The sequence below is a fragment of the Streptosporangium sp. NPDC002607 genome, assembly GCF_053592655.1.
The window spans coordinates 12,257-35,597 of record NZ_JBSFWD010000057.1 but is presented as its reverse complement, the minus strand read 5'-3'; the positions used below and the strand labels follow the sequence as shown (position 1 = coordinate 35,597).

At 68.9% G+C, this 23,341-nt stretch carries 24 protein-coding genes and 2 pseudogenes; 14 read left to right on the top strand and 12 right to left on the bottom strand.

Going from position 1 to position 23,341, the window contains the following annotated elements; genetic code table 11:
- The first annotated feature begins 24 nt into the window (after window positions 1-24).
- Complete coding sequence (locus tag ACWD3H_RS39795) at window positions 25-1,389, top strand: MFS transporter (protein ID WP_451958714.1); 1,365 nt, start codon at window positions 25-27, stop codon at window positions 1,387-1,389.
- A 136-nt stretch (window positions 1,390-1,525) separates the two neighbouring features.
- Window positions 1,526-2,431: a hypothetical protein gene (locus ACWD3H_RS39790; RefSeq protein WP_451958701.1), complete on the top strand. Its 906-nt coding sequence runs from the start codon at window positions 1,526-1,528 to the stop codon at window positions 2,429-2,431.
- Window positions 2,432-2,434: 3 nt separating this feature from the next.
- Here ACWD3H_RS39790 and ACWD3H_RS39785 read toward each other — a convergent pair.
- The 3 genes and pseudogenes from ACWD3H_RS39785 to ACWD3H_RS39775 all read right to left on the bottom strand — a co-directional run.
- Window positions 2,435-2,608 (bottom strand): annotated as a pseudogene (locus tag ACWD3H_RS39785) (hypothetical protein); the annotation flags it as partial.
- 176 nt (window positions 2,609-2,784) lie between these two features.
- Complete coding sequence (locus ACWD3H_RS39780) at window positions 2,785-4,128, bottom strand: sensor histidine kinase (protein ID WP_451958700.1); 1,344 nt, start codon at window positions 4,126-4,128, stop codon at window positions 2,785-2,787.
- 441 nt (window positions 4,129-4,569) lie between these two features.
- The gene (locus ACWD3H_RS39775) at window positions 4,570-5,571 is read right to left on the bottom strand and encodes an AraC family transcriptional regulator (RefSeq protein WP_451958699.1); all 1,002 of its coding nucleotides are present in this window, start codon (window positions 5,569-5,571) and stop codon (window positions 4,570-4,572) included.
- Between the two features lie 130 nt (window positions 5,572-5,701).
- Between ACWD3H_RS39775 and ACWD3H_RS39770 the strand changes: the two genes are divergently transcribed.
- The gene (locus tag ACWD3H_RS39770) at window positions 5,702-7,462 is read left to right on the top strand and encodes an NAD(P)H-binding protein (RefSeq protein ID WP_451958698.1); all 1,761 of its coding nucleotides are present in this window, start codon (window positions 5,702-5,704) and stop codon (window positions 7,460-7,462) included.
- 615 nt (window positions 7,463-8,077) lie between these two features.
- Here the strand turns inward: ACWD3H_RS39770 and ACWD3H_RS39765 are convergent.
- Window positions 8,078-8,326: a hypothetical protein gene (locus ACWD3H_RS39765; RefSeq protein ID WP_451958697.1), complete on the bottom strand. Its 249-nt coding sequence runs from the start codon at window positions 8,324-8,326 to the stop codon at window positions 8,078-8,080.
- A gap of 82 nt (window positions 8,327-8,408) precedes the next feature.
- Between ACWD3H_RS39765 and ACWD3H_RS39760 the strand changes: the two genes are divergently transcribed.
- The gene (locus ACWD3H_RS39760) at window positions 8,409-8,618 is read left to right on the top strand and encodes a hypothetical protein (RefSeq protein WP_451958696.1); all 210 of its coding nucleotides are present in this window, start codon (window positions 8,409-8,411) and stop codon (window positions 8,616-8,618) included.
- Here ACWD3H_RS39760 and ACWD3H_RS39755 read toward each other — a convergent pair.
- From ACWD3H_RS39755 to ACWD3H_RS39745, 3 genes are all read right to left on the bottom strand, one after another.
- Window positions 8,612-9,016 carry a hypothetical protein gene (locus ACWD3H_RS39755; protein WP_451958695.1) on the bottom strand — a complete coding sequence of 135 codons (405 nt, stop codon included), beginning with the start codon at window positions 9,014-9,016 and terminating at the stop codon, window positions 8,612-8,614. The two genes, ACWD3H_RS39760 and ACWD3H_RS39755, sit on opposite strands and share 7 nt — an antisense overlap.
- A gap of 157 nt (window positions 9,017-9,173) precedes the next feature.
- Window positions 9,174-9,443, bottom strand: coding sequence for a hypothetical protein (locus tag ACWD3H_RS39750; RefSeq protein WP_451958694.1), 270 nt, complete (start codon window positions 9,441-9,443; stop codon window positions 9,174-9,176).
- 49 nt (window positions 9,444-9,492) lie between these two features.
- A complete protein-coding gene (locus ACWD3H_RS39745) occupies window positions 9,493-9,918 on the bottom strand; it encodes a nitroreductase/quinone reductase family protein (protein ID WP_451958693.1) in 426 nt (141 codons plus the stop codon).
- A 416-nt stretch (window positions 9,919-10,334) separates the two neighbouring features.
- Between ACWD3H_RS39745 and ACWD3H_RS39740 the strand changes: the two genes are divergently transcribed.
- On the top strand, window positions 10,335-10,994 hold the full coding sequence (locus tag ACWD3H_RS39740) for a TetR/AcrR family transcriptional regulator (protein ID WP_451958692.1): 660 nt from the start codon (window positions 10,335-10,337) through the stop codon (window positions 10,992-10,994).
- 1,096 nt (window positions 10,995-12,090) lie between these two features.
- Window positions 12,091-13,527: a rifampin monooxygenase gene (gene rox, locus ACWD3H_RS39735; protein WP_451958691.1), complete on the top strand. Its 1,437-nt coding sequence runs from the start codon at window positions 12,091-12,093 to the stop codon at window positions 13,525-13,527.
- A gap of 108 nt (window positions 13,528-13,635) precedes the next feature.
- Here rox and ACWD3H_RS39730 read toward each other — a convergent pair whose 3' ends face one another.
- Together ACWD3H_RS39730 and ACWD3H_RS39725 are read right to left on the bottom strand one after the other, a co-directional pair.
- On the bottom strand, window positions 13,636-14,187 hold the full coding sequence (locus ACWD3H_RS39730) for a hypothetical protein (RefSeq protein WP_451958690.1): 552 nt from the start codon (window positions 14,185-14,187) through the stop codon (window positions 13,636-13,638).
- A 19-nt stretch (window positions 14,188-14,206) separates the two neighbouring features.
- Complete coding sequence (locus ACWD3H_RS39725; protein WP_451958689.1) at window positions 14,207-14,782, bottom strand: hypothetical protein; 576 nt, start codon at window positions 14,780-14,782, stop codon at window positions 14,207-14,209.
- 225 nt (window positions 14,783-15,007) lie between these two features.
- On the opposite strand from ACWD3H_RS39725, the gene ACWD3H_RS39720 reads away from it, so the two are divergent.
- From ACWD3H_RS39720 to ACWD3H_RS39705, 4 genes are all read left to right on the top strand, one after another.
- Window positions 15,008-15,307 carry a DUF4158 domain-containing protein gene (locus ACWD3H_RS39720; protein ID WP_451958688.1) on the top strand — a complete coding sequence of 100 codons (300 nt, stop codon included), beginning with the start codon at window positions 15,008-15,010 and terminating at the stop codon, window positions 15,305-15,307.
- A 200-nt stretch (window positions 15,308-15,507) separates the two neighbouring features.
- Window positions 15,508-16,095: a sugar O-acetyltransferase gene (locus ACWD3H_RS39715; RefSeq protein WP_451958687.1), complete on the top strand. Its 588-nt coding sequence runs from the start codon at window positions 15,508-15,510 to the stop codon at window positions 16,093-16,095.
- Window positions 16,092-16,667 carry a TetR/AcrR family transcriptional regulator gene (locus ACWD3H_RS39710; RefSeq protein WP_355556949.1) on the top strand — a complete coding sequence of 192 codons (576 nt, stop codon included), beginning with the start codon at window positions 16,092-16,094 and terminating at the stop codon, window positions 16,665-16,667. The genes ACWD3H_RS39715 and ACWD3H_RS39710 overlap by 4 nt, the downstream gene beginning before the upstream one ends.
- Window positions 16,668-16,709: 42 nt before the next feature.
- Window positions 16,710-17,948, top strand: coding sequence for an MFS transporter (locus ACWD3H_RS39705; protein WP_451958686.1), 1,239 nt, complete (start codon window positions 16,710-16,712; stop codon window positions 17,946-17,948).
- Window positions 17,949-18,255: 307 nt separating this feature from the next.
- Here the strand turns inward: ACWD3H_RS39705 and ACWD3H_RS39700 are convergent, their stop codons facing one another.
- On the bottom strand, window positions 18,256-18,732 hold the full coding sequence (locus ACWD3H_RS39700) for a DUF6194 family protein (protein WP_451958685.1): 477 nt from the start codon (window positions 18,730-18,732) through the stop codon (window positions 18,256-18,258).
- An 87-nt stretch (window positions 18,733-18,819) separates the two neighbouring features.
- On the opposite strand from ACWD3H_RS39700, the gene ACWD3H_RS39695 reads away from it, so the two are divergent.
- Together ACWD3H_RS39695 and ACWD3H_RS39690 are read left to right on the top strand one after the other, a co-directional pair.
- The gene (locus ACWD3H_RS39695; RefSeq protein ID WP_451958684.1) at window positions 18,820-19,548 is read left to right on the top strand and encodes a MerR family transcriptional regulator; all 729 of its coding nucleotides are present in this window, start codon (window positions 18,820-18,822) and stop codon (window positions 19,546-19,548) included.
- Between the two features lie 215 nt (window positions 19,549-19,763).
- Window positions 19,764-20,049, top strand: a pseudogene (locus tag ACWD3H_RS39690) (transposase); the annotation flags it as partial.
- Window positions 20,050-20,389: 340 nt separating this feature from the next.
- Here the strand turns inward: ACWD3H_RS39690 and ACWD3H_RS39685 are convergent.
- Window positions 20,390-20,797, bottom strand: a complete 408-nt coding sequence (locus tag ACWD3H_RS39685) for a RidA family protein (RefSeq protein ID WP_355556964.1) — start codon at window positions 20,795-20,797, stop codon at window positions 20,390-20,392.
- A gap of 77 nt (window positions 20,798-20,874) precedes the next feature.
- Here ACWD3H_RS39685 and ACWD3H_RS39680 point away from each other — a divergent pair, with 77 nt between their 5' ends.
- A complete protein-coding gene (locus ACWD3H_RS39680) occupies window positions 20,875-21,513 on the top strand; it encodes a TetR/AcrR family transcriptional regulator (protein ID WP_451958683.1) in 639 nt (212 codons plus the stop codon).
- A 308-nt stretch (window positions 21,514-21,821) separates the two neighbouring features.
- Here the strand turns inward: ACWD3H_RS39680 and ACWD3H_RS39675 are convergent, their stop codons facing one another.
- Window positions 21,822-22,256, bottom strand: coding sequence for a MarR family winged helix-turn-helix transcriptional regulator (locus ACWD3H_RS39675; protein WP_451958682.1), 435 nt, complete (start codon window positions 22,254-22,256; stop codon window positions 21,822-21,824).
- Window positions 22,257-22,374: 118 nt separating this feature from the next.
- Between ACWD3H_RS39675 and ACWD3H_RS39670 the strand changes: the two genes are divergently transcribed.
- Window positions 22,375-23,232 (top strand): SDR family NAD(P)-dependent oxidoreductase, encoded by an 858-nt coding sequence (locus ACWD3H_RS39670; protein WP_451958681.1) that lies wholly within the window; start codon window positions 22,375-22,377, stop codon window positions 23,230-23,232.
- Window positions 23,233-23,341 lie beyond the last annotated feature (109 nt).

Here is a 23,341-nt window from a genome sequence, read left to right as displayed (position 1 = left end):
GGATCATAGCGTCGTCGGGTGCCGATGATTGTGTTGTGCCTTGTCCAGTTCATGCTCGTGCTCGATGACACCGTCGTGAACGTGGCCCTGCCCAGCATCCGCGATGAGCTGGGCTTCAGCGCGTCCGGGTTGCCCTGGGTCGTCAACGCCTACTTCCTGGCCTTCGGCGGGCTGCTGCTGCTGTGCGGCCGGATGGCGGATCTGCTGGGCCGTCGCCGCGTCTTCCTCATCGGCGTGGCGTTGTTCGGGATGGCCAGCCTGGCCTGCGGGCTCGCGCAGGAGCCATGGCAGCTCGTGATCGGGCGGTTTGTGCAGGGCGCGGGTTCTGCGATGGCCAGCCCGGCGGCGATGTCGATGATCACGTTGCTGTATCCGGGGCCGGAGGAGCGGGCCAAGGCACTGGGCATCTGGGGCGGCATCGCGGCCCTGGGCGGAACCTCGGGCCTGGTGCTGTCCGGAGCGCTGACCGACCTGGTGTCCTGGCGCGGGATCTTCCTGATCAACCTGCCCATCGTCGCCGTGGCCCTGGCGCTGCTCCCCCGCCTGGTCCCCGAGTCCCGCGCCCCCGGCCGGCGCCACCTCGACGTTCCCGGCGCGGTCCTGGTCACCGGTGCCACAGTGTCGCTGGTGTACGGGCTGCTGCGGGCCGGCGAGACCGGCTGGAGCGATCCGATCGTCATCGGCGCCGTCGTGCTGTCCGCCGCCTTGGCGGTGGCGTTCCTGGTGGTCGAGTCGCGGGCGGTGGCGCCGCTGGTGCCCGGGTCGTTCCTGGCCTCGCGGACGCGGGCGGTCGCCAACGGCGCGACCCTGCTGTTCTCGATGGCGATGTACGCGATGTCGTTCCTGCTGATGATCCAGATTCAGACCGCTCTGGGGTACAGCCCGCTCCTGGCCGGCATCGCCTACCTGCCCTACGGCGCCGGCATTCTGGCGGGCATGTGGCTGTCCTCCCGCATCTCGCTCAGGATTGGGACGCGCTGGGCGCTGCTGCTGGCGTTCCTGGTCAACATCGCCGGCCTGCTGCTGCTGTCCGGCGTGGCGGCAGGCGACTCCTACGCCGCCCACATCCTGCCCGGCATGCTCATACTGAGCGTTGGCAACGGGCTGAGCCTGCCCGTCATGGCCGCAGCCGCGGTCGACGGCACCACCGAGGAGGACGCCGGTCTCGGCTCGGCCCTGTTCACCTCCGTCCAGCAGGTCGGCGGCGCCGTCGGGGTGGCCGCGCTGGCCATCATGGGCTACTCGGGCGGGCTCACGGCGGGCGCGCTCTGCGTGGCGCTCGGCGCTGTGCTCATCGTCGTGCTACTGCCGTCGCGTGCCGGCGGCCCGCGGCAGCCCGCTGGACATGGAGCCGGCGGCCGAAGCACGCCGGCGGCCGCTCCCCGGTGAGGATCCGGGCCACCGGCCCCTGCACCAGGACGCGGCCGTCGCGGGCCGCTGTCCTGTGGCAGCAGCCCGTACGGGTTCGCCTCGCCGACGTTGAGGAAGTGTCGGCGGACGAGGTTGCGGCTGCCTGGGTGCCAGGGTGCTGAAGTCCTCCAGAAGCACGACCACCGCCCACGCCCGAGCCGCCGAACCCGATCCGGTGGCGGGCCTGCGTTCCCTGCTCGCCCGCGGTGCCGGCGCGACGACCGAGTTCTACGGCCGGGCCTCCACGGATCTGACGCGGCAGGTGCAGCTGAGCAACGGCAGGCGCACCGTCATCGGGAGTGGTACGGGAGTGCGCGGAACCGGCAAGGTCAAGCTGGGGCGGGCCGGCGTGATCGCCTCAGAACACATCCGGCAGCTGAGCATCAGCAACAAGCAGTTGGTGGTGGACGAGGCGGCCAAGGATCCCTACTTCGCCGGTGTGCTCCGCACGGTGGGGACACTGCGCACGGTCAGCGTGGGCGGCTGGCAGTACCAGCTCGCGCCGCGGGCGAAGTCCTGGGCGCGCACCGGCCGCGCGAGCGGCGCCGCCGCCGCGTACGGCGACCAGTTCATCAACGTCCTGGAGCCGGCCACGCTGCGCAAGCTGCTGTCCGTCAAGAGCCGCAAGAGCGTCGCGCCATGGCTCAAGGACCACACCACCGGCCGCAAGCAGCGGATCTACTCCCTGACCGGGACGATCACGCTCAAGGAGCTCTATCGCGTCTCGCCCAGCTTCCGCGAGGCCGCGGGAACCTCGGCCCTCGGGACGTCTGAGGTGACATGGACGTACATGTACGACGACCGCGGGTGGCCGTACCGGGTCGGCTGGCGGTTCTACGCGCACCCGCGGCCCGAGGTCCCGGGGCTCGGAGACGACCGGATCCTGCGGGGGCACCTGGCCACGCAGTACCGGAACTGGGAGAAGCCGATGACGATCACTGCGCCCAAGGCGACGCCGGGGCGGGGGCTGGAGGTCGACGACCTCAGCGACGTGCTGAGCGCTCCCGAGCGCCGCAAGTGAGCAGGCCGAGCTGAGAGAGCCTTGGTGACGAGCCGCCAAGGCAATCGACAGGCCGGAGAAGCGGCCGTCGGTGACCACGGCGCACGAGTTGGCCAGGCCCCGCCCTTTGAGATAGGCGGTCGGATACAGCAGCTCCTGCATGCCGGGGCCTCCGCGCGGCCCCTCGTAGCGGATGACCGCCGTGCCCTTGGCCCCGGTGCGCGGCTCGCGTCAAAGGAGAGATGTCGGTCGGCGGGCCGCACGTGCCGCCGGCGGCATCATCGCCCAGACGGCTGGCCTGGACGACCCCACCACCGCGCACGTCCTGCGCCACACGCTCGCCACCACCAAGGACGAACCACCGGTTTACCAGGTCACATCTTCGTCGGCGTGCGAGCATGATCTGCGGAAGGTGCGGCATGGCCGGGGAGGCGCAGCACGAACCGTGCGCCGCGGGGGCTGTCTTCGATGGTGAGGGTGCCGCCGTGGGTTTCGGCGATCTGCCGGGCGATCGGCAGGCCGAGCCCCGTGCCGCCGGCGTCCCTGCTGCGGGAGGCCTCCAGGCGGGCGAACCGCTGGAAGATGACCTCCTGCTGGTCGGGGGCGATGCCCTCGCCGTCGTCACACACCTCCAGCACCGCCGTGCCCGATTCGAGCGCGAGGGTGACCGTGATGGCGGAGTCGGCATGGCGTTCGGCGTTGTCCAGTAGGTTGTTCAGCAGCCGGGCCAGGCCGATCCGCTCCCCATTGATCATCACGCCGGGGGTGAGGTGGCGGATCACCGCGACCCGGCGTGGCCGCCGGTCCAGCTCGTCCGCCACCAGGCCGGTCAGGTCGACGGGATCGCGTTGGCCGCTGATGCCCGCGTCCAGCCGGGCGATCTGCAACAGGTCGGTGACCAGGTCCTGAAGCCGTTCCACACTGTCCAGCAGCGCGTTCGCCGTTTGCGGCCAGTCGGTCTCCTGCGGGTACATGAGCGCCTCATCGATCTGCACGCGCATGGCGGCCAGCGGGTTGCGCAGATCGTGGGAGGCGTCCGAGGCGAACCGCAGCTGCTGTTCGACCGCCGACTGGGCCCGGTCCAGGGTCCGGTTCGCGATCTCGGCGAGGTCTCGCAGCTCGTCTCGGTACTTCGGTACCGGCACCCGGTGGCCGAGATCACTCGCGGTGATCTGGGCGAGCTTGCCGCTGATCGCGCCCACCGGCTCCAGGGTCTTGCTCACGATCCGGTAGGTGCCCGCAGTGGTCGCCCCGACCAGCAAGAGCCAGCCGACGGCGAGCGGGATCAGCAGCCGGGGGCCCACGTACCAGGGAACATCGGCGACGGCCATGTTGAGCAACCAGACGCCGTCGGCCTTGTGGAAGGGGTAAGAGATCACGATCTTGCACTGACCGGGGAACGCATGCAGATCACACAGCCGCGCAGTCGTATAACCGTCGACATCGGGGTGAAGGTTCGTTATCGGCGGCTCGCGTGCCGAGAAGCCCGGGGTGGCGGCGACCGTCGTGCCGGCCGGGTCGAACACCTGGATCGCCTCGTTGGGGCCGCCCGGCGGCAGGTGCGGGGATACGCCGCTGTGGCGTAGCTGCCTGGTCAAGGCCACGGCGTGGGTGACGAGTTGTTTCGTCCGGTTCTCGACAGAGGCCTCCCGTACCGCTACCAGGGTGAACACCGCGACGGCAGTGCAGAGCAGCGCCATGACGGTACTGGCCACCACGGTCAAGCGGGTCCTGATGGAGCACCCATGCCACGTGCTCACCTTGATCCCCCCCTCATGAGCAGACGCACACCCTATGGCGACTCCTTACCGGTCCTGGGAAGACTCACGACCAAAGCCGTGTAAACGTCAGCTGGAACGCATGGAATGCCCATGTCGTGACGAAAGAAGCAACGGGCGAGAGCGGCCGCCGCCAGCGACTCCAGGCCCAGCCGAACACGGAGGCGCGGTAGCGGGCCCACCCGAACCGGCTCTACCGCAAAAACGGGGTCCGAACCCTCCCCAAGGGCCGGCGAGCCGCGTGAGCTCGGGAGGGCCGGTCACGTTCCCGCTGGGGGTGGAGGTGGGTGCGCTGTCCGTCGTGATCAAGGATGCAGCGGTGGCCACCGCGAGCTGTGTGCCCCCGGCGCGCTGCACGACGACGAATAGCCGGCGGCACGGTCACCACGAAGGTTGTGGTGCCATTACGTCGACTTCACTGTTCTGGGTTTCCGCTCGGCTCTGTCGTCGGTATTTGCCCGGTGCGGTGCCGTACTCCCGCTTGAAGGCGGTGGCGAAGGCGAACTCCGAGGTGTAGCCGATCCGGGTGGCCACCTCGCCGAGCGGGGCATCGGACTCACGGAGAAGCCGGGCGGCGGTGGTCATGCGCCACCAGGTCAGATAGGTGAGGGGCGGCCGGCCGATCAGGGTGGTGAAGCGCCGGGAGAAAGCCGCCCGCGACAGTCCCGCCTGGCTGCTGAGTGTCCCAACCGTCCAGGGGAGTGCGGGATCACGGTGGAGGGCGTGCAGTGCGGAGCTGATCGCCGGGTCGCCCAGTGCCGCGGCCCAGCCGACGGCCGTGCCGCGTTCGGACTGTTCGTCGAACCAGGCGCGCAGGATGTAGAGCAGCAGCACGTCGAGCAGGGCGGGCACGACGGTGTCCACACCGAGGCGGGGAGCGTCGAGTTCGCCGCCGAGGAGGTCGACGGCGGCGCGCAGTTCGGGACGGTGCCCGAGGCGGGCAGGCAGGTGGACGATCTCGGGCAGGTCGCCCAGGAGCGGATGGGCTCGGCTGAGGTCGAGCTGGTATCCACCGCAGAGGGTCACGGTGACCGCCTGCGAGCCGTCCTGTCCGGTCTTCCCCACGGTCGCGGAGGCGTAGCGGTCTTCGAATCGAGGGTCGTTCAGTGGGTCGCAGACGGGTTCGGTCAGCGGGGTGGCGGGGCTGTCGGCGAGCGCGTAGCCGCTTCCGTGGGGCAGGAACACCACGTCGCCGACGTTCAGCACGATGGAGGTACCGCCGTCCGGGGGGATCAGCCGGCACGATCCCTGCAGGACCACTTGAAAGCCGGCGGAGCCAGGAACGGTGGGGAACCGCTGCCCCCAGGGGGCGTGCCACCGAACGCGCGCCGAACGGGGTTCCCCGGCGCGCATCGCGGCGATCACATCGCTGAGCACATCCACGGGGAGAGTCTATCTCTGCGGCTATACGAAGACGTACACATATAAATATGAGATTTTTACGCATTGGCTGTCTCTCTTCATCCCCATACGGTTGAGCGCACACGAAGTGATCAACCATTGGGGGCCTTTTATGCCGGGGCAACGCAAGATTCTGGTGATCGGGGCGACCGGCACGGTCGGCCGGCAGGTCGTGGCTCAGCTGCTCGAGGCGGGGGCAGAGGTTCGCGCGCTGGCCCGCGATCCCGAAGTGGCCGGCCTGCCGGACGGCGTCGAGGTCGTACGGGGCGACCTGGCCCATCCGGCCACTCTGCACGCACCCTTGGACGGGGCCGAGGCCGTGTTTCTCCTCTGGCCGTTCGCCACGGCCGAGGGGATGCCCGCGGTTCTGGATGTGGTCGCCACGCATGCCCGCCGCGTCGTCTACCTGTCTTCCGCGGCCGTACGCGACTACGAACAACAGGTCGAGCGGCTGATCGAGCGGTCCGGGCTGGAATGGACGTTCCTGCGACCGCACGCCTTCGCGGCCAACGCCTTGCGGTGGGCCGGGCAGATCCGCGCCGAGGCGGTCGTGCGTGAGCCGTACGGCGCGGCCGCCATGCCCCCGCTGCACGAGCGGGACCTCGCGACGGTCGCGGTGCGCGCACTCGTCGGCGACGGGCACAGCGGCGCGGTCCATGAGCTGACCGGGCCCGAGATACTGACCCAGGCCGAACAGGCGAGCATCATCGGGGAGGTGATCGGCCGCCCGGTGCATTGGGAGGAGACCTCGCCGCAGACCGCGCGGCAGCAGATGCTCACCCGGGGCTGGCCACCCGCGGCCGTGGACGGCATCCTCCAGGCCCAGGCCGAGATGGCGACCACGCCGAGAGTGACCACGGCCACGGTGGCAGAGGTCACCGGAGCCCCGGCACGCACGTTCCGCACCTGGGTGGCCGACCACGCGGGCGAGTTTCGCGACACCATGAAGGCCGCCCGCATCCATGAGTACGGCGATGCCTCCGTCATCCGATACGAAGAAGTACCGCGGCCCGCGCCCGGGCCGGGCGAGGCCCTGATCCGGGTCGCCGCCACCTCGTTCAATCCTTCGGAGATCGCGCTGCGGTCGGGGATGCTGCGAGGCGTGCTGCCGGTCGACCTGCCCTACACCCTCGGCTGGGACGTCTCCGGCACGATCGCCGAGGTCGGCGACGACGTGGCGGGGCTGGCCGTGGGCGACCGGGTCATCGGCCGTCTCGACGCGGGCGGCGCCGCGGCCGAGTACGTCACCGCCCCGATCGGCGTGCTGGCCAAGGCTCCCGTCACCGTTCCCCTCACCGACGCGGCCGCGATCCCGGTCGCCGCGCTCACCGCCTGGCAGGTGCTGTTCGAGCACGCCCACATCACCGCGGGCCGGCGCGTGCTCATCAACGGCGCCGGCGGCGGCGTGGGAGTGTTCGCCGTCCAGCTCGCCAGGCACGCCGGCGCGACAGTGGTCGCCACGGCCAGCGGCCGCAGCGCCGCGGCGGTCCGCAAGTACGGCGCCGACCAGATCATCGACTACACGACCACCGCTCTCGCGGATGCGCTGGACGGCCCGGTCGATGCCGTCGTCAACCTCGCTCCGATCTCCCCCGAGGCCGCGGTGAGCCTGGTCTCCCTTCTACGGCCGGGCGGCGTCATCGCCTCCGTCGCCACCCCCGTCGAGCCGCCCGCCGACGCCGATGTCACCGCCCTGCACATGGTCGCCCGCAACGACGCCAAGCAGCTGGGCGAGATCGTCGAACTCCTCGACGCCGGCGCGCTCATCGTCGACGTCGCCGAATCCCACCATCTGTCCAACCTCGCGCTGGTCCACCGCAGGAGCGAGGCGGGCCAGACCCACGGCAAGATCACCATCTTGCCCTGGACGTAGGCATCTCCGGGGTCGAGGCAGATGTGCTCGGGGCTGGGACGGCGGGCGGGGACCGGGCGGCGGTCGGACAGGAACAGCGGCCCGCGAGTACGGACCGGTGCGTCGGGGGGCGCAGGAGGTGGGCGGTGCCGGCGTCCCAGTAGACCCATTTGGTGTCGCCGCCCTTGGACTTCAGCGGGGCGCACCGGTTCTCCAAGTCGAGGTCCTCGATGTCGAGCGGCGCGGGCGGTGGTTTCGTAGAACATCCGCCGCAGGGTGCGTTCGCGGAGCGGGATGTCGCGGCGTGACAGCAGCCGTTCGATCTTGGTTTTGCTGACGGCCCTGGTGTGGTCGACGTTCTCGCGGCGCCGTTCGGCGCCGGCCGGGATCGATGGCGCGGCCCACCTCTTCTTCGTCGCGCACCAGGTGAGCCAGGAGGAGACGGCGGCGCGGTTGCGGCTCCAGATCGCGGGCGCGCATCCGCCCCACAGTGAGAGAAGGGCGTCGCCGATCTCGCGGTCGGCGACGTCGGCGAGGCGACGCGCTCCGCCGCCGACCGCTGTGACGGTCCGGTCGACAGCCGAGGCGTGAGCGCGATGGGTGTCGGGGTTCGCGGCCCGGTGGGTCGACAGGAACTCATCGGCCGCATCGGCGAGGGTGCCACCATCCCTCCTCCAGGCGCACCCCGTAGGCGAAGCCGGTGAGCACACCGTCGTCGAGCACGGTGGTCACGGAGAAGCCGGGCAGTGCCGCGTGTCTGACCAGCTGTTCGGCGAACTCGTCCGCGACCGCGGCGCCCTCACAGTACGGCGGCTCTCGATAGACCCGGTGGTAGACGTCGCGAAACTCCTCGGGGCGGCAGATCTCGGCCGCGCGATCAACCATCCGCGGCCTCCCACGGGACGTATGCGGCGACGGCGGCGGCAAGGTCAGGGCCGCGCTTCGCTCGATCCTCGGCAGGGACGACGTGCCGGCGTTCATCGCCGGCCCGGCGCGCACGTACAGTTTCGGCAAGTCGACCCTCGTCGAGGCCAACGGGGCCCCGGCCGCCTGGATGACCATGGACGGGCAACCACAACCCGTCCTCTGCGACGGCCGGATCCACGCCTTCTCCAGGGTTCTCACCCCGGACAAGTTCGGGCGCATCCGGCCGGTCTCCAGGCACCGTGGTCATTGACGCCGCTCCCAGAGCATCACGACGGCCAGCAGTCCCGGCACGCAGGGAAGCATCTGGAGCCACCCGATCGCGGGCGCGAGCCCGACGTCGCCGGAGGTGTCTGTCACGGTCAGCCCGGCGAGCGCGATGCAGAGTGCGACCGCGAAGACGCCGGTCGCCGCCCAACGCGTGGACCTCTTGCCGGCCTTCGCTGCCCACAGCGTCCCGAGCCATCCGATGAGGCCCAACCCTCCCACCACCGACAAGGTGGCCAGGTAGGCGGTGACAGCGGTATCGATCTCGCCGGCGCCGTAGGAGGGATAGCCCGCCTGGATATGGTCGGCCAGGGCATGCGTCGTGGTGCGGTCGACGAACGGGTAGACAGCGGCGATGACGGTCAGGACAAGCCCGATCCACATCGCCGCGAGGAGCCTCCGGCGTCGCCTGGTTGAACGTGCTGCGGTCATTCCTACTGCCATCTCGACTCTCCTGTCTTGAGATACTGGCTGTCTTGGTGAAAGCGACTCTCTCCAGCGCGGTCACGTGGCGAGGGAGCCGCAGGAGACCCGATGGTGGTCATCGCTCTTCCAGCGGGACATCTCCGGCGTTGCCGTACATCGCCACCTGGTAGAGGGCCGCAAGCGCGTCGTCGACGGGATGGGGCTGCGGCTTGCCCGAGGAGCCGAGTCTGTTCCACCTCTGCAGGTTCGCGGTGACAGGACGGCCGGCGGCGCCGCGCCAGACCTGGTCGCCGTCACGCGCCTCGGCGAACAAGCCCGGCATCCCGGCGCGGTGGACATTTTCTATGGCGGGGTTCGGCTCCGCGGGATTCAATGGGTTCTTCACGACATGTGTCCCTTCGTATTCCACGGGGGTGAGGGATGCCGGCCCGGCTCTACGTAGGTCGCCTGAGCGGGGTATCAGGGCCTGCAATCCGGAAGACCGGGTATCGGTGCGCGATCTTCTCGAACTCCGGCAACGGGGCGCGCCGGTTCATCGGGATATGTGGCCGCGCACCGGGGGCGATGGCGAGATAACGACGAAGCACGGGAGCGCGTTCGGTGACGGGGACCTCGTCGAGCGTGATCTGTTCGCGGCCCCGTCGGCGCAGGACGGCATGACCGCCTGCGGCGCGGACGTTGCGCACCCAGTTCGCGTTCGGGCCGAGCATCGCCACCAGATACCGCTGCCCGTCGAGCTCGGTGACGGTGATGGGCAACGGGATCTGCCGTCCTGAACGTCTTCCGGTCACTTCCAGCGTCGCGGTCTGCCGGGGTGTGAGAACTCCCGACGCATACAGCAGCGCGTCGACGCGGTTCACCGCTCGGATGAGAGCTGTCGGCCGGCCCGTGCGTCCGCGGTAGAGCGCGCGCTTCACCGCGGCGATGCCGCCGAGGATGGACGGTGGCACTCGACTCACCGCAGCCCATCGGAGTCGGCCGTGAGGGGACTCATGCGTGTGGCCCCTTGCGGCTGCTTTCTCCACACGAGGACGACCACAAGGATTTCTGCCAGGCAGGGCAGCATGCCGACCCACCCCAGCAGCGGAGGCAGACCGTAAAACGAGCCGACGTCATGGGGTGGCGGTTCCTCTCAGGTAAGTCCGGTTCAGGCCGGTGTTCGCCGGGCCGGGCCGGGCCGGGTCATGCGATCCCGTTCGTGTTGTACGACGTAAAACTACGCGGCTCATGCTAGTTTTACGTCGTACAACACGTCAAATGAGATGAGACGGGCACCATGACCGCCAGCCGAGGCCGCGGGCAGCACGCCGGCCTCAACAGCCGGGCCATCCTTCAAGCCGCCATCCGCCTCACCGACCGAGAGGGCCTCGCCGCACTGTCCATGCGCAGGCTCGGTACGGAGCTCGGAGTCAAGGCGATGGCCCTGTACCACCATTTCCCCAACAAGGACGCCCTGCTCGACGGAATGGTCGAAGAACTCGCCACCGCGGCACCGGTAAGCTTCGACGGCACCGACTGGCGAGACGGACTGCGCGGCTACACCCGAGTGCAGCTGGACACCCTTGCCGCCCACCCGAACCTGGTCCCGCTCGTCCTATCCCGGCCGGCGACCACCGCAGGGAATCACCGCATGATGGAGACGCTCCTCCAATCGCTGTGCACGGCCGGTTTCCAGCCGCGGCGGGCCCTCGACATGGTGTACGCCCTCAACGGGCTGATCCTCGTGCACGCCGCGCTCGGCGCCGGCGTCGGCGACGCGCCCCAGCCACACGGCGAACTCGGCCAGACCAGCCGCCTGGCCGACCTGCCCGCTGATAGATACCCGCTCCTCGCCGAAGCCGCCCGCGCCAGCGCGGACCGCGGCCCCACCGCCCGCTTCGAGTTCGCCCTGGAGGCACTGCTCACCGGCTTCGCCGACTCGCGTGGTGAGTCTTGACCGCGCCGTGGGTACCACTTGCCAAGGTGTTCGACGATCATCGGATCCACGCCGCCCGTCGCCCCTATTCGCCAAGTTGCCAGACAGCCGGGAGTCGAACCGTCCGCGCGGATCGGGTGGTTCCCAGGATCGCTACTTCTCGTGAGGTCCCTGAGCTTTCTTAGTCGGCCGGGCCATGTCTCGGTGCTGCACGGACGTGCGCGCGTTCGCCTTGTTTCCCGATGAGACTCAGGTACTCGACGGGACCAGCGCCGGTGGCTCCGAACCAGTGCGGGGTGCGCGTTTCCTGAGCGGCGTAGGCGCAGCGGTGATCATGCTTCGGCGTGCAGGCAGGGATCTTCGTGGTCCTCTTCCCGTACTTTCAGGCGGTGCTCGGCTGGTCCGGCCTTCTCTCATGCCGATGGCGCTGCTGATGATGTTCGCCTCCGGCCTCGCCCCGCGGGTAGCCGCCGGCCTGCGCTGACTCACGAGGGGACCGAACACCAGTTGCCCGGACGAGCTCTATCCAAGCCAAGGCCATCCGTTTCAACACCCTCACCCGTATCTGCCACGTCTCGGGCCGCCAGCCCGGCGACTTGATCACCGACGACCCGCCGGGTGACGCACGTTCCTGACGCCCGGCCTCAGGCTCAGATCTCCTCGTCGTCCTCGGCCGCGTCCGGGTCGCGCAGCGAGCTAACCGTTACAAGATCCCCACCTGCGTCGGAACGGCCACTCAACCCTTTATCGCGCAACCTTCACGGGGTGAACAGGACGCGGGATTCGAGAGGAGGGCCCGTCATCCACAGTGGACGACAAAAGGCAAAGGCAAGGAGGTTACCCACTCCCTGCCACTCTCAACGTATAGCGCACCGGGGGGCTTGCGGCAAGACCCGGGTCGTGCTGCAGAATCGTCGGCCGAGGCCAGAACCTGCGGAAATCAGAGATTCGCGAAGTACGTGTTCTTCTGTCGACGCGTGGATCACGCGGGACGTCGAACCGCCGGTGGGACTCGCGGTGCGGTTGCGGGCACTCGGCGCGGAGGTGCGGGTGTGCGTGCCGCCGGACTGCGCGAAGCAACTGGCCGAAACGCAGCCTTGTTGAATGGGGGGGTTTCATGATTGACGTGATCGTTGCCGGTGGCGGACCGACCGGCATGATGCTGGCCGGCGAGTTGCGGCTGCACGGCGTGCATGTGCTCGTGCTGGAGAAGGAGGCGGAGCCGGCCAGGTATGTCCGCTCGCTCGGCCTGCACGTGCGCAGCATCGAGGTGATGGACCAGCGCGGTCTGCTGGAGCGGTTCCTCGCGCACGGCAAGAAGTACCCGGTCGGCGGTTTCTTCGCCGGCATCACCAAGCCCTCGCCCGACCGGCTGGACACCACTCATCCCTACGTCCTCGGCATCCCGCAGACCACCACCGATCGCCTGCTGGCCGACCACGCCGCCGAGGTCGGCGCCGAGATCCGGCGCGGCTGCGAACTGGTCGGGCTGAGCCAGGACGAGCACGGGGTGACCGTCGAGCTGGCCGACGGCACGCAGCTGCGCTCGCGCTACCTCGTCGGCTGCGACGGCGGCCGCAGCACGGTGCGCAAGCTGCTCGGCGTCGACTTTCCCGGCGAGCCCGCCAGAGTCGAGACGCTGCTGGGCGAGATGGAGCTGACCGAGGATCCGGCGGCGCTCGCCGCCATCGTCGCGGAGGTCCGCAAGACCCAGCTGAGGTTCGGCGCCGGGCCCCTCGGGGACGGGGTGTACCGCGTCGTCGTGCCCGCCGAGGGGGTGGCCGAGGACCGCACGGTTCCGCCGACCCTGGAGGAGTTCAAGCAGCAGTTGCGGGCCTTCGCGGGCACCGACTTCGGCGTGCACTCACCGCGCTGGCTCTCCCGCTTCGGCGACGCCACCCGGCTGGCCGAGCGCTACCGGACCGGCCGGGTGCTGCTGGCCGGCGACGCGGCGCACATCCACCCGCCGATGGGCGGGCAGGGGCTCAACCTCGGCATCCAGGACGCGTTCAACCTCGGCTGGAAACTGGCCGCCGAGGTCGGCGGCTGGGCACCGGAGGGGCTGCTGGACAGCTACCACACCGAACGGCACCCGGTGGCCGCCGACGTGCTGGACAACACCCGCGCACAGGGCGAGCTGATGTCCACCGAGCCGGGCCCCCGGTCAGTGCGCCGGCTGTTGTCGGAACTGATGGACTTCGAGGAGGTGAACCGGTACCTGATCGAGAAGATCATCGCGATCGGGGTGCGCTACGACTTCGGCGGAGGGCATGAACTGCTCGGCCGGCGGATGCGGGACGTGGAGCTGAAGCGGGGTCGCCTCTACGAGCTGATGCACGGCGGCCGCGGGCTACTGCTCGACCAGACCGGCCGGCTCTCGGTGGCGGGCTGGGCAGAGCGGGTCGACCACGTCGTCGACGTCGTCGACGTCAGCGAGGAACTGGACCTGCCCGCGGCGCTGCTGCGGCCGGACGGCCACGTGGCGTGGGTCGGTGAAGACCAGCAGGATCTGCTCAGCCAGCTGTCCAGGTGGTTCGGCGCTGCCGCCGGCTGAGCGCGCAGTTGTGGCTCGAAAGGGCGGGGGCCTATTTGCGGTGAACTGAAGTCGCCGCTGTGACAAGACCGCCGCCGCCCCGGGAGTGGGCGACGGCGATCGACCTGGTCAGCCCGCGAACGTCACCGTTCCGTACTGGTACTGCGTCTTGCCGTTCTCGTCACCGCTGTGGTTGCGCCCCGTCATGACCTGGTTGAAGCCGGCCTGCGTGGTGTGGCCGCTCTCCGTGTAGGCACTCGTCCACGTCCGGTTGGTGATACGGACCTGGCGCCCCTGCAAGTAAAGAGCCCCGGTCTTGTACTCGGTGGCGCCGTTCTCGTCACCGTAGTGCCGGCGCCCGACGAGCGCCTGGTCGAGCGGTGCGGAGAAGTTCGAGTTGCTCTCCTTCATGTAGCCGAACCAGTCGCCGGTGAACACCTCCACCTGCACGCCGTCGATGAGGATCCAACTGCACTGGTAGGTGGTGTTGGCGTTCTCGTCCCCGTTGTGCGACCGCCCGGTCATGACCTGGCCCGCCGGGCAGGCGAACTCACCACCCGACTCCTTCACGGTTCCGCTGTAGACGTACTCGACCTTGATCGTCGCTGCCGAGGCCGGGACCGGGACGTTCAGCACCGCGACGGCGGCGACCGCCAGCGCGGCGAACGTGACCTTCTTCATGTCGTCCTCCTTTCCGGGGTCAGGCGTCGATGGTCACGTAGGCGTGCTGGTAGCGGGTGTCGCCGTTCTCGTCCCCGGAGTGCGCACGACCGATCAGGACCCGCTGGGTGCCGGTCTGGTAGTTGTGGTTGCTCTCCTTGAGGTTGCCGGTCCACACGGGATCGATCAGCCGCACCGTCTGCCCCCGCCACGCCAGGGAGGCGGAGCGGTACCGGGTCCAGCCGTTCTCGTCGAGGATGTGCCGGCGCCCGACGAGCGCCTGGTTCGGCGGGGAGGAGTAGCTGGAGTTGTTCTCCTTGTATTCGAGGCTCCAGTCACCGATGCTCACCTGCACCTGCTCGTCGTTGATGAAAATCCAACTACAGGTGTACGTCGTGTCGGCGTTCTCGTCCCCGCGGTGCGACCGCCCCGTGAGCACCTGGTTGGTAGGGCAGACGAACCAGGAGGAAGATTCCTCCTGGGTCTCGGAGTAGGCCGGTACGACCCTGATCGTCACCGCCGCCGCAGACGCGGCCGGTGCGGGCGAGACCACGGCCAGGGCCGCCGCCGAAGCGGCCACCATCACGGCGTGTACTGCCTTGCTGTACGTTCTCATCTTCTTTGGCTCCTTTCTGCGTGCGAATACGTCCAGAGAGACGGCGTAGCGCAGGCCAAAGTATGAGTCGCGCACAGCGGAGACGGCGTCCGCCCGGCGGATGATCAACTATCCGCCCGCTTGCGGACGACTCCTCGTCATCTGCTGGCGGGGGTCAGCCCACATAAACCCAAAACCCACACTGGATTGCTCTGGCGGGTTCTGATCCATTTCGCCGCTGCGTACGTGTTCGCCTCGCTACGGTGTATCTCGTCCGTTGGGCCGGGGTGCCGGGAGGCATGTGCGGTGACGTCTGTGGAGCGGACGGCTTATCAGGTGTTCCCGCGGTTGACGACGACGCGTGAGCTGTACGCCTTCCACTCCCCCTCCCAGGAGGATCTGGCGTGGGCGCGGGAGAAGACCGACACCGATCAACACCTGCCGGCGCTGACGCTCGCACTCAAGTGCTTCCAGCGGCTGGGCCGCTTCGCCGAGGCCCGCGAGGTGCCGGTCATGGAGGTGGAGCACGTGCGGCGATGCCTGTGACGTGGTGTTCCGCACCGAGGTGGAAGGACTCCGTCGTGGTTGTTGGCGCTGAGGGCTGATCTGCGGGCCAGCGAAGTCAGAGCCCTTTCATGCGTCGGCACCCAGTGGAGTGGTGACCGTCTTGGCGGACGTCGACATCGACGCTGTCACGCTTTTCGCCGATATGTACATGAGTACATTGAATGTGTACGCTCGTACGTATGAGATCTGACCTTGATGGCCGTTCGATGAGCGAGCGGATGCTCGCCGGTGACCTCTACATCGCCGATGACCCGGAGCTGGCCGAACACATGCTGCGGGCCGCCGACCTGATGGACGCCTACAACGCGACCTCGGCCCGCGACCCGCAGGAGCGGTACCGGCTGCTCACCGAGTTGTTCGGCGCGATCGGCGAGGGTACGGTGATCCGGCCGCCGCTGCGGGTGGACTACGGCAGCCACCTCAGCATCGGCGCGCGATCGTTTGCCAACTTCGGTCTCGTCGCCTTGGATGTCGCGCCGATCACTATCGGCGACGACGTGCAGATCGGGTCGAATGTGCAACTTTTGACGCCGACGCATCCGGTGGATCCGGAGCTGCGCCGGGCGAAGTGGGAGGCCGCCAAGCCGATCAGCATCGGCGACAACGTGTGGCTGGGCAGCGGGGCGATCGTCCTGGCCGGGGTCACGATCGGGGAGAACACCGTGGTCGGTGCCGGCGCGGTGGTGACCCGCGATCTCCCGGCGAACGTGGTCGCAGTGGGCAATCCCGCCCGCGTGATCCGCACGATCGGGCCGGGTAGGGCATGAGCGATCCCACCGCCTCGCGGTCACCCGCTCCACGGCGGGCGCGGCGGCACGACCCTAGGCGGCGGGACCGGCTGATCGACGCCGCGCTCACCGTCATCGCCGAGCGTGGCGTCGCCGGGACGACGCACCGGGAGATCGCCCGCGCCGCGGACGTGCCGCTGGGCTCGATGACCTACCACTTCACATCGCTGGAGGAGGTGCTGACCGAAGCGTTCACCCGGCACGCCGACGCGGCGGCCCGCGTCTTCGACGAGCGGTTGAGCGCGGCCCGCGACCGTGACGCGGCGGTCGAGGCCGTCATCACGCTGGTGTCGGACAACCTGCTCGGCTCACAGCACGACCTCGTCTTGTCCGTGGAGCTGTACGTGGCCGCAGCGCGCAACCCGGCCCTGAGGGCTGTCACGCAGGCCTGGATGACACGCAGCCGCCGGGCGCTGGAGCGCCATTTCGACGCCACCACCGCCCGGGAGCTCGACGCGCTCATCGAAGGGCTCGTGCTGCACAGCGCCCTGTCGACCGACCCGATGACGCCCGAGCAGGTCCGCCACGCCATCCACCGCTACCTGCGCTGATCCCCTCCCTCACTCGCATGCGCTTATGTGATCGGAAAGCCGATGCCCGCTGCCCCCCTCACCGCGCCCACCCGTCAGACACGCCTGGCTCGCGCCGCCGTCGCGGCGCTGTTCCTCACCAACGGCGCCGTGTTCTTCAACATCATCCCGCGCTACCCGCAGATCAAGGCCGACCTCGGCGTGAGCAACGCCGTCTTCGGCACCGCGCTGGCCGGGTACCCGATCGGCGCGCTGCTGGCCGGGCTGCTCGCCGGAGCCGCCATCCGCCGGTTCCACTCCGCGCGCGTGGCGGCGTTCGGGATCGTCGTGACCACTCTCGCGACGCTGGTCATCCCCTTCGCGCCGAGCTGGGTCGCGCTGGGCGGCGCGCTGTTCGTCGTTGGCGCTCTGGACGCGGTCGTCGACGTCGCGCAGAACGCCCACGGCCTGCGGATCCAGCGCCTCTACCGGCGCTCCATCCTCAATTCGCTGCACGGGGTGTGGAGCATCGGCGCGGTCCTGGGCGGCGTGATGGGCTCGGCCGCCGCCGGCCTGCGCATCCCCCTGGTGGTCCATCTGAGCATCTCCGCGACGCTGTTCAGCATCGTCGCCATCGTCGCGTACCGGTTCCTGCTGCCCGGCCCCGAAGACATCGAACGGCCCGCCGAAGCTCAGGACCTCGGCGCCGCGGGCGGCCATCCGGCAGCCCCGCCACCCCACCGCAAAGGCCGGCGTTCGTTCACCGATTCGGCCGTATGGATGCTCGTCGCGCTGGGCGTGCTGGCCGCGTGCGGTGCGCTTGTCGAGGACGCCGGCGCGTCCTGGGGCGCCCTCTACCTCAGCGGCGACCTGCGCACCGATGCCGCCACCGCGGGGCTGGCCGTCGTGGCGCTTCAAGTCGCCATGACCGTCGGCCGTCTCGCGGGCGACCGCGTCGTGAACCGCTTCGGCCAGCGCACCGTCGTCCACGCCGGCGGCGCCCTGGCAGCCGTCGGCATGGGCGCCGCCCTCGCCGTGCCCACCGTGGGCACCGCGCTGGCCGGCTTCGCGCTCGCCGGGCTCGGCGTCGCCACCCTCGTCCCCGCTGCCATGCACGCCGCGGACGAACTACCCGGACTGCCCGCCGGTACCGGTCTGACCATCGTCAGCTGGCTGCTGCGTGGCGGATCCCTGCTGTCCCCGCCCCTCGTCGGATTCGTCGCCGACCTCACCAGCCTGCGCGTCGGCCTGCTCTCCGTCGTGCTGGCCGGCGTCATCACCGTCGCTCTCGCCCGCGTTCTGGTGGACCGCACCCCGGCCTAGGCTGGGGGTTTGCCCCGAACGCGCTGTCCGCTTCCGGCCCCAGGGGTCGATCGGGGCGTCGGCTCCAGGGAGCTGGGGTTCATGCTTGAGGGCTGTCGCGTGCAGCCGCTCGGGGAAGGTGACGCCGGTGAGTTCCTCGGAGACGGTCCACAGGCGCCGGACGGTGTCCGGGTGCGTTGATTGGCCACTCCCTGCCCACGGCGGCCCCCAACGGTGCTCTTGGACGAGCCATCGGAGACCAACCAGCAGGCAGACCTCGGGCGGGGAACGCCACCTCAAACTCCATGATCTCCAGGGCCACCTCACGTCAGCGCGCCGTGGATTCAGCGCGTCGCTCATAGCGCGAGCGTGCGAGGTGATGGGCCGTACACAGCAGCTCACGGGTTGCCGCTTCAGCACGCGAGCCCGGGTTCAGCACTGCCAGCCAGCCGGCGGCGCCGTAGACGGGGTGCGCGATCACGGTGTCGGCAGCGCTGGGGTCGACCTCGGTGGCGGCTGATTCGCGTGGCGCGTGACCGGTCCACCGGATGAACGCTTCTTTCCCGGCGGAGATGTTCACGCGGAAGGTGTCCGGCCGGTCCAGGCGCGATGCCTCGTCGCCGGGGTAGTTCTTGGTCACGACCGTCGCGAAGGGCTGGGTCGTTGTCGGGGTGACACCATCAGGCGCGTAGTAGAAGAAGGTGTCACCCCAGCTGATCTCCGGCGAGCCGTCGCCAGGTGCCGGCCTGAGGGTCAAGACGCCGTCGAGGCCGTCGATGAAGCTGATGATCTCGTCTATGGTCATGTGCTCTAGCGTTTCATTAAAGTGCTTATGGAGACTTTGGGGCTGAGGGTGAGGGGTTTCGGGGTGCCAGGTCTCAAATCGTGGGACATGCGTACCGTCGATGTCGCGCGGCGTGCCGGGTGCTCCGTTCAACAGGTGCGCAATCTCGAACGCGACGGTGTGCTGCCGCCGGCGGCGCGCACGGCTACGGGCTACCGGATCTATGGAGAGATACATCTACAGTCCGCGTTGGCCTACCGAGCCCTCGCGGCAGGCGCGGGTCCGACTGAGGCCAAGAAGATCGTTCGGGCCGTCCACCGGTCACCTGCCTCGCAGGTGCTCGCCCTTCTCGACGCGGCGCACGCCCGGCTCGACGCGGAGCGCACGGAACTGAGGCAGGCCAAGGAGGCCGCCCGGGCGATCTCCAGCGAGCCGATCGAAGACGTACGCGCATCGGACTCGATGGGCGTCTCCGAACTCGCCGCCGCCCTCGGCGTGCGCCCTTCGACGTTGCGGCACTGGGATGCCGAGGGTCTTGTCGTCCCTGACCGCGACCCCGCGCGAGGAACGCGACGATACACACCCAACCAAGTGCAGGATGCGCGGATCGTTCACCAACTGCGCAGGGCCGGTTACCGCATCGCCCCCCTTCGGGCCCTCATGCCGGAGCTACGGCGCGCCCGCCGATTGGAGGACGTCGCCTCCGCGCTGGCTGCCAGAGACGCCGGCATCGCGGCTCGCTCCAAAGCCCTCCTCGACGGTGCCGCCGCACTCAGTGCTGTGCTCTCGCTCGCCACCTCAGCACCCCGCGACCCTGCCTGCGCGGAACCCGCGTAGGTGGGGTGCCGTTAAGAAACGTCTCACCAGCCGCAAAATGAGAGAGAAGACGCAGGTCAGCGGCTTGCATCGAGGAGCTGCGATGGGTCCGACGGGTCGAACCTTCCTGACCTGCGGAGACGTTGCGGTTTGCGGCTGGTAACACGTTTCCTAACGGGGCGCCGCCCTTGTCCTTGCCCCGTCGCGGATCGCGGTCACGGGCGACTCCGTCGGCGGTCTGGGACAATCTAAACCGGCACACCTACACCGAAATGCGGCAGTTCATCCTGGCCAGCGGCGACTGGCTCACCGTCTTCCGGCTGCCGTCATATGCCCCTGACCTCGACCCGGCCGAAGGTTATCTGGTCGCTGCCGAACCGGGGCGTGCCGGCCAATCTCGCCGTGTGCGGCCTCGACCACCTGATCAGCGTCATCAAACACGGCCTGAAGAAGATCCAGTACCGTCCGTATCTGATAGACGGCTGCCCGGCCGAGACCGGCCTGGCCCTCAAACCACCGTGACTTCACGCATTAAAGATCAGTGAGCGATGCCCAGGACGGCGGGCGGCCCGGCCGGCAAGCGGCTGGGGCGCCTGAGCTGGTGCACGGAGCCGCGCCCCGCGTGAGCAGGCGTTCTTCTCCCAGGAAGGCACTCGGCACCGGACCGAACCGCCCTCGACCAGGACCGGCACGCACCTCCTCGGCTTCACCGCCACTACAAAACCTCAGCGAAGAGGAAGGAGCTTCACCGATCCCGAGATCTCCTCAAGCGCCACAGCGACGTGCTCCACACAGAGAACGCCCTGGCCCTGGGGCGAGATGACCTGCATAGGCGCTCGGGAACCCCGAACTTATTTCTTATTCAGTTGATGACCGCGGTGGCCTCGACCTCGACCAGGATGTCGGGCTCGGCCAGTGCGGCGACGCCCACCCCGGTGAGCGGCGGGAGCGGGGTGACGCCCAGCTTCGCGGAGGCCCGGGCGACTCCCTCCACGAACAGGGGCATCTTGTCGGGGGTCCAGTCGACGAGGTAGACGGTCAGTTTCGCCACGTCGTCGAAGGAGCCGCCGACCTCGGCCAGGGCGGTGGCGATGTTGAGGTAGCACTGCTCGACCTGGGCGGCGAGGTCTCCTTCGCCGACTCTGCCCCCATCGGCATCGCGGGCGACCTGGCCGGCGATGAACACCAGCTTCGATCCGGTGGCGACCGACACCTGCCGGTAGATGTCGACCTTCGGCAGTCCTTCGGGGTTCACCAGGGTGATGGCCATGTTGACTCCTTGTCGCGAGAGCCCGTGGGCTCGGGATCCCGAAACTATAGCAGTGCAATGCTATGTATTCTGGTGCCATGGCGAGGACGAAGGACCCAGCGGTCCGCACTCTGCTCATCGAGCGGGCCGCACACATGCTCCGCACCCGCGAGCCCATCACCCTGCGCTCACTGGTGGCCGGGACCTGCGTATCGACGATGGCCGTCTACACCTACTTCGGCGGCATGGACGGCATGTGGAAGGCGCTGCGACAGGAGGGCTTCACCCGCCTGGGGGCCAAGTTCTCGACGGTGACCACGTCCGAGGATCCGGTTCGGGACCTGACCGCCCTGGTCGCCGCCTACCTCGGCAACGCCCTGGACCACCCCGACCTGTACCGGGTCATGTTCGACGCGAACTTCGACCTCGAAGACCTCAAGGCCGCGGACGCGACCCTGGAGTATCTGGTCCAAGCCGCCCGACGGGCCAGGGACACCGACCGCTTCCGCGCCGACACCGACCCGCTGGAACTGGCGATCCAGAGCTGGGCCATCGGCCATGGGCTGGTCTCCCTGGTCGCCAACGGCCCTCTGCCCCGCCAGACGCTTGACCACGGCGCCCCCATGCTGACCGCGCTGTTCATCGGCGCAGGAGATCAGCCCGGCAGATGTCGCGCCTCGGTCGAGCAGGGTTGGAAGCAACTGCCCCCACCCGGCCAGGAGCCGGGGGCCGGGTAGGAACGCAACGGCGAGTCCCGATACGTTCCTCCCCGTATCGGAGCTGTCCGAGAAAGGATCCTTTGACGATCATGATCGACTGGTGGCGTGTGCGGCTTCGTAGCCGTGTTGATCACGTGTGAGAACCGCGCCGGAAAGTCCGAGGCGTCCAGCAACCCCCGGTAACCGTTTTTGCCACACGTCCGGTGATGCGTCGCGGTGGTGCCCGGGGTCGGCGCGAACGCTTCTCCTTTGGGGCTCATGACACGAACCCAAGCGCAAGGCCTCCTGATGGTTGCGGCCGGTTCTCGCTCCTACGGCACCACGTGTCAAACGCCGAGGCCCGCGGCGATGGCGTCGAGGAGTTTGCCCAGGTCCACCAGTTGTTCGCGCTCCAGCGTCCCGAAGACCTCGCGCAGGACGCGCTCGCCGGCTGCCGTACCGGCGGCCAGCGCCCTGGCGCCCTCCGGAGTGAGGCTGACGAGTTTGGAGCGCCCGTCCTCGGGATCTGCCGCCCGTTCGACCAGCCCCTCGCGCTCCAGCGCCTCGACGGACTGGGTGACCGACCGAGGGGCGTGACCGAGTTCTTGCGCCAGTGACGACTGCCGCATGGCACCGCGCCGATCGAGTACCTGCAAGACCTTCGTGCGGGCCAGCGACAGCCCCCCGGCTGTCATGCCGTCGTCGACGACTTTGCGCAGGCGGTATCCGAGCGACAGGTACCGCAGTCCGATCTCCTCGGGTGTCGCCATCCGGTCACTCATGGTCATCACTCTTCACCGCCGCTCAACTGTTGAGGTACCTCATTGAATGCTACCTTAATGAGGTACCTCATCACTGCCCTTGAGGGGAGAGCCCATGAACACCCGGCCCGTCATTGTCATGACTGGTGCAACGAACGGCTTGGGCCGCCTGGCCGCTCTCGACCTGGCCCGCACCGGCGCCCACCTCGGCATCGTCGCCCGCAGCCGGCCCAAAGCAGACGCGCTGCGGCAGGAGATCGAACAGATCGCCCCCCAGACCCCGATGGATGTCTTCCTTGCCGATCTGTCCCTGCTCGCCGATGTTCGGCGGTCCGCAGAGCAGATCGATGCGCACTACCCGCGGATCGACGCACTGATCAACAATGCGGGTCTGCATGCCTTCTCCCAGCGGGTCACCTCCGAGGGATTCGCCGAGATGACCGCAGTGAACTACCTCGCGCCCTGGGCGCTCACCAACGCTCTGCGCGACAAGCTCACCGCCTCGGCACCCGCCCGGATCGTCACGGTCGCCTCCCGCGCCTCACGCCGGGCCAACACCATCGACCCGTTCAAGGACCTGACCGACACGGCGGACTTCACCCGCCGCGAGTCGAGCCTGCTGTACGGCCGGACCAAGCTGATGGACATCATGTTCACCCAGGAACTCGGTCGCCGGCTTGAGGGAACGGGCGTCGCGGTCACCTGCCTGTGCCCGGGCTTCAATGCCACCGGGCTCGGGCGTGAACTCCCCCTCGCCGAGACCCTGGAGAAGGTCCTCACCCGGCTGAACATCGGCAACCCCCAGCACGGCGCCGACATCATCGTGAAACTCACGACCGACCCCGCCTTCGCCGGCATCACGGGAGGCTACTTCGCCGCCAAGACCGCCAGGCCATTGGAATGCCCGGAGGTCGGCCGCAGCGAAACAGTCCAGCGCGCGCTGTGGGATGCCACCGCCGAACTCCTCCACGACCCTCGCCAACCCAACAGCACTTGAAACGCTCAGGCCGTAGCCGATCCGATGTGACCGTCGCGGCGGCCCGAAGCAGCTGCAGCAGCACCGCCGACGTTGAGACGCCGGTCGGTCACGGCCCAGTGCTAATGCT

Coding starts and splice junctions, on each gene's coding strand:
- ACWD3H_RS39795 (WP_451958714.1), top strand. CDS start 25: ATGATTGTGTTGTGCCTTGTCCAGTTCATGCTCGTGCTCGATGACACC.
- ACWD3H_RS39770 (WP_451958698.1), top strand. CDS start 5,702: ATGCCGGGGCAACGCAAGATTCTGGTGATCGGGGCGACCGGCACGGTC.
- ACWD3H_RS39765 (WP_451958697.1), bottom strand. CDS start 8,326: ATGGTTGATCGCGCGGCCGAGATCTGCCGCCCCGAGGAGTTTCGCGAC.
- ACWD3H_RS39755 (WP_451958695.1), bottom strand. CDS start 9,016: ATGTGGATCGGGCTTGTCCTGACCGTCATCGCCGCTGTCTACCCGTTC.
- ACWD3H_RS39740 (WP_451958692.1), top strand. CDS start 10,335: ATGACCGCCAGCCGAGGCCGCGGGCAGCACGCCGGCCTCAACAGCCGG.
- rox (WP_451958691.1), top strand. CDS start 12,091: ATGATTGACGTGATCGTTGCCGGTGGCGGACCGACCGGCATGATGCTG.
- ACWD3H_RS39730 (WP_451958690.1), bottom strand. CDS start 14,187: ATGAAGAAGGTCACGTTCGCCGCGCTGGCGGTCGCCGCCGTCGCGGTG.
- ACWD3H_RS39725 (WP_451958689.1), bottom strand. CDS start 14,782: ATGAGAACGTACAGCAAGGCAGTACACGCCGTGATGGTGGCCGCTTCG.
- ACWD3H_RS39715 (WP_451958687.1), top strand. CDS start 15,508: ATGAGATCTGACCTTGATGGCCGTTCGATGAGCGAGCGGATGCTCGCC.
- ACWD3H_RS39710 (WP_355556949.1), top strand. CDS start 16,092: ATGAGCGATCCCACCGCCTCGCGGTCACCCGCTCCACGGCGGGCGCGG.
- ACWD3H_RS39705 (WP_451958686.1), top strand. CDS start 16,710: ATGCCCGCTGCCCCCCTCACCGCGCCCACCCGTCAGACACGCCTGGCT.
- ACWD3H_RS39700 (WP_451958685.1), bottom strand. CDS start 18,732: ATGACCATAGACGAGATCATCAGCTTCATCGACGGCCTCGACGGCGTC.
- ACWD3H_RS39695 (WP_451958684.1), top strand. CDS start 18,820: ATGCGTACCGTCGATGTCGCGCGGCGTGCCGGGTGCTCCGTTCAACAG.
- ACWD3H_RS39685 (WP_355556964.1), bottom strand. CDS start 20,797: ATGGCCATCACCCTGGTGAACCCCGAAGGACTGCCGAAGGTCGACATC.
- ACWD3H_RS39680 (WP_451958683.1), top strand. CDS start 20,875: ATGGCGAGGACGAAGGACCCAGCGGTCCGCACTCTGCTCATCGAGCGG.
- ACWD3H_RS39675 (WP_451958682.1), bottom strand. CDS start 22,256: ATGAGTGACCGGATGGCGACACCCGAGGAGATCGGACTGCGGTACCTG.
- ACWD3H_RS39670 (WP_451958681.1), top strand. CDS start 22,375: ATGACTGGTGCAACGAACGGCTTGGGCCGCCTGGCCGCTCTCGACCTG.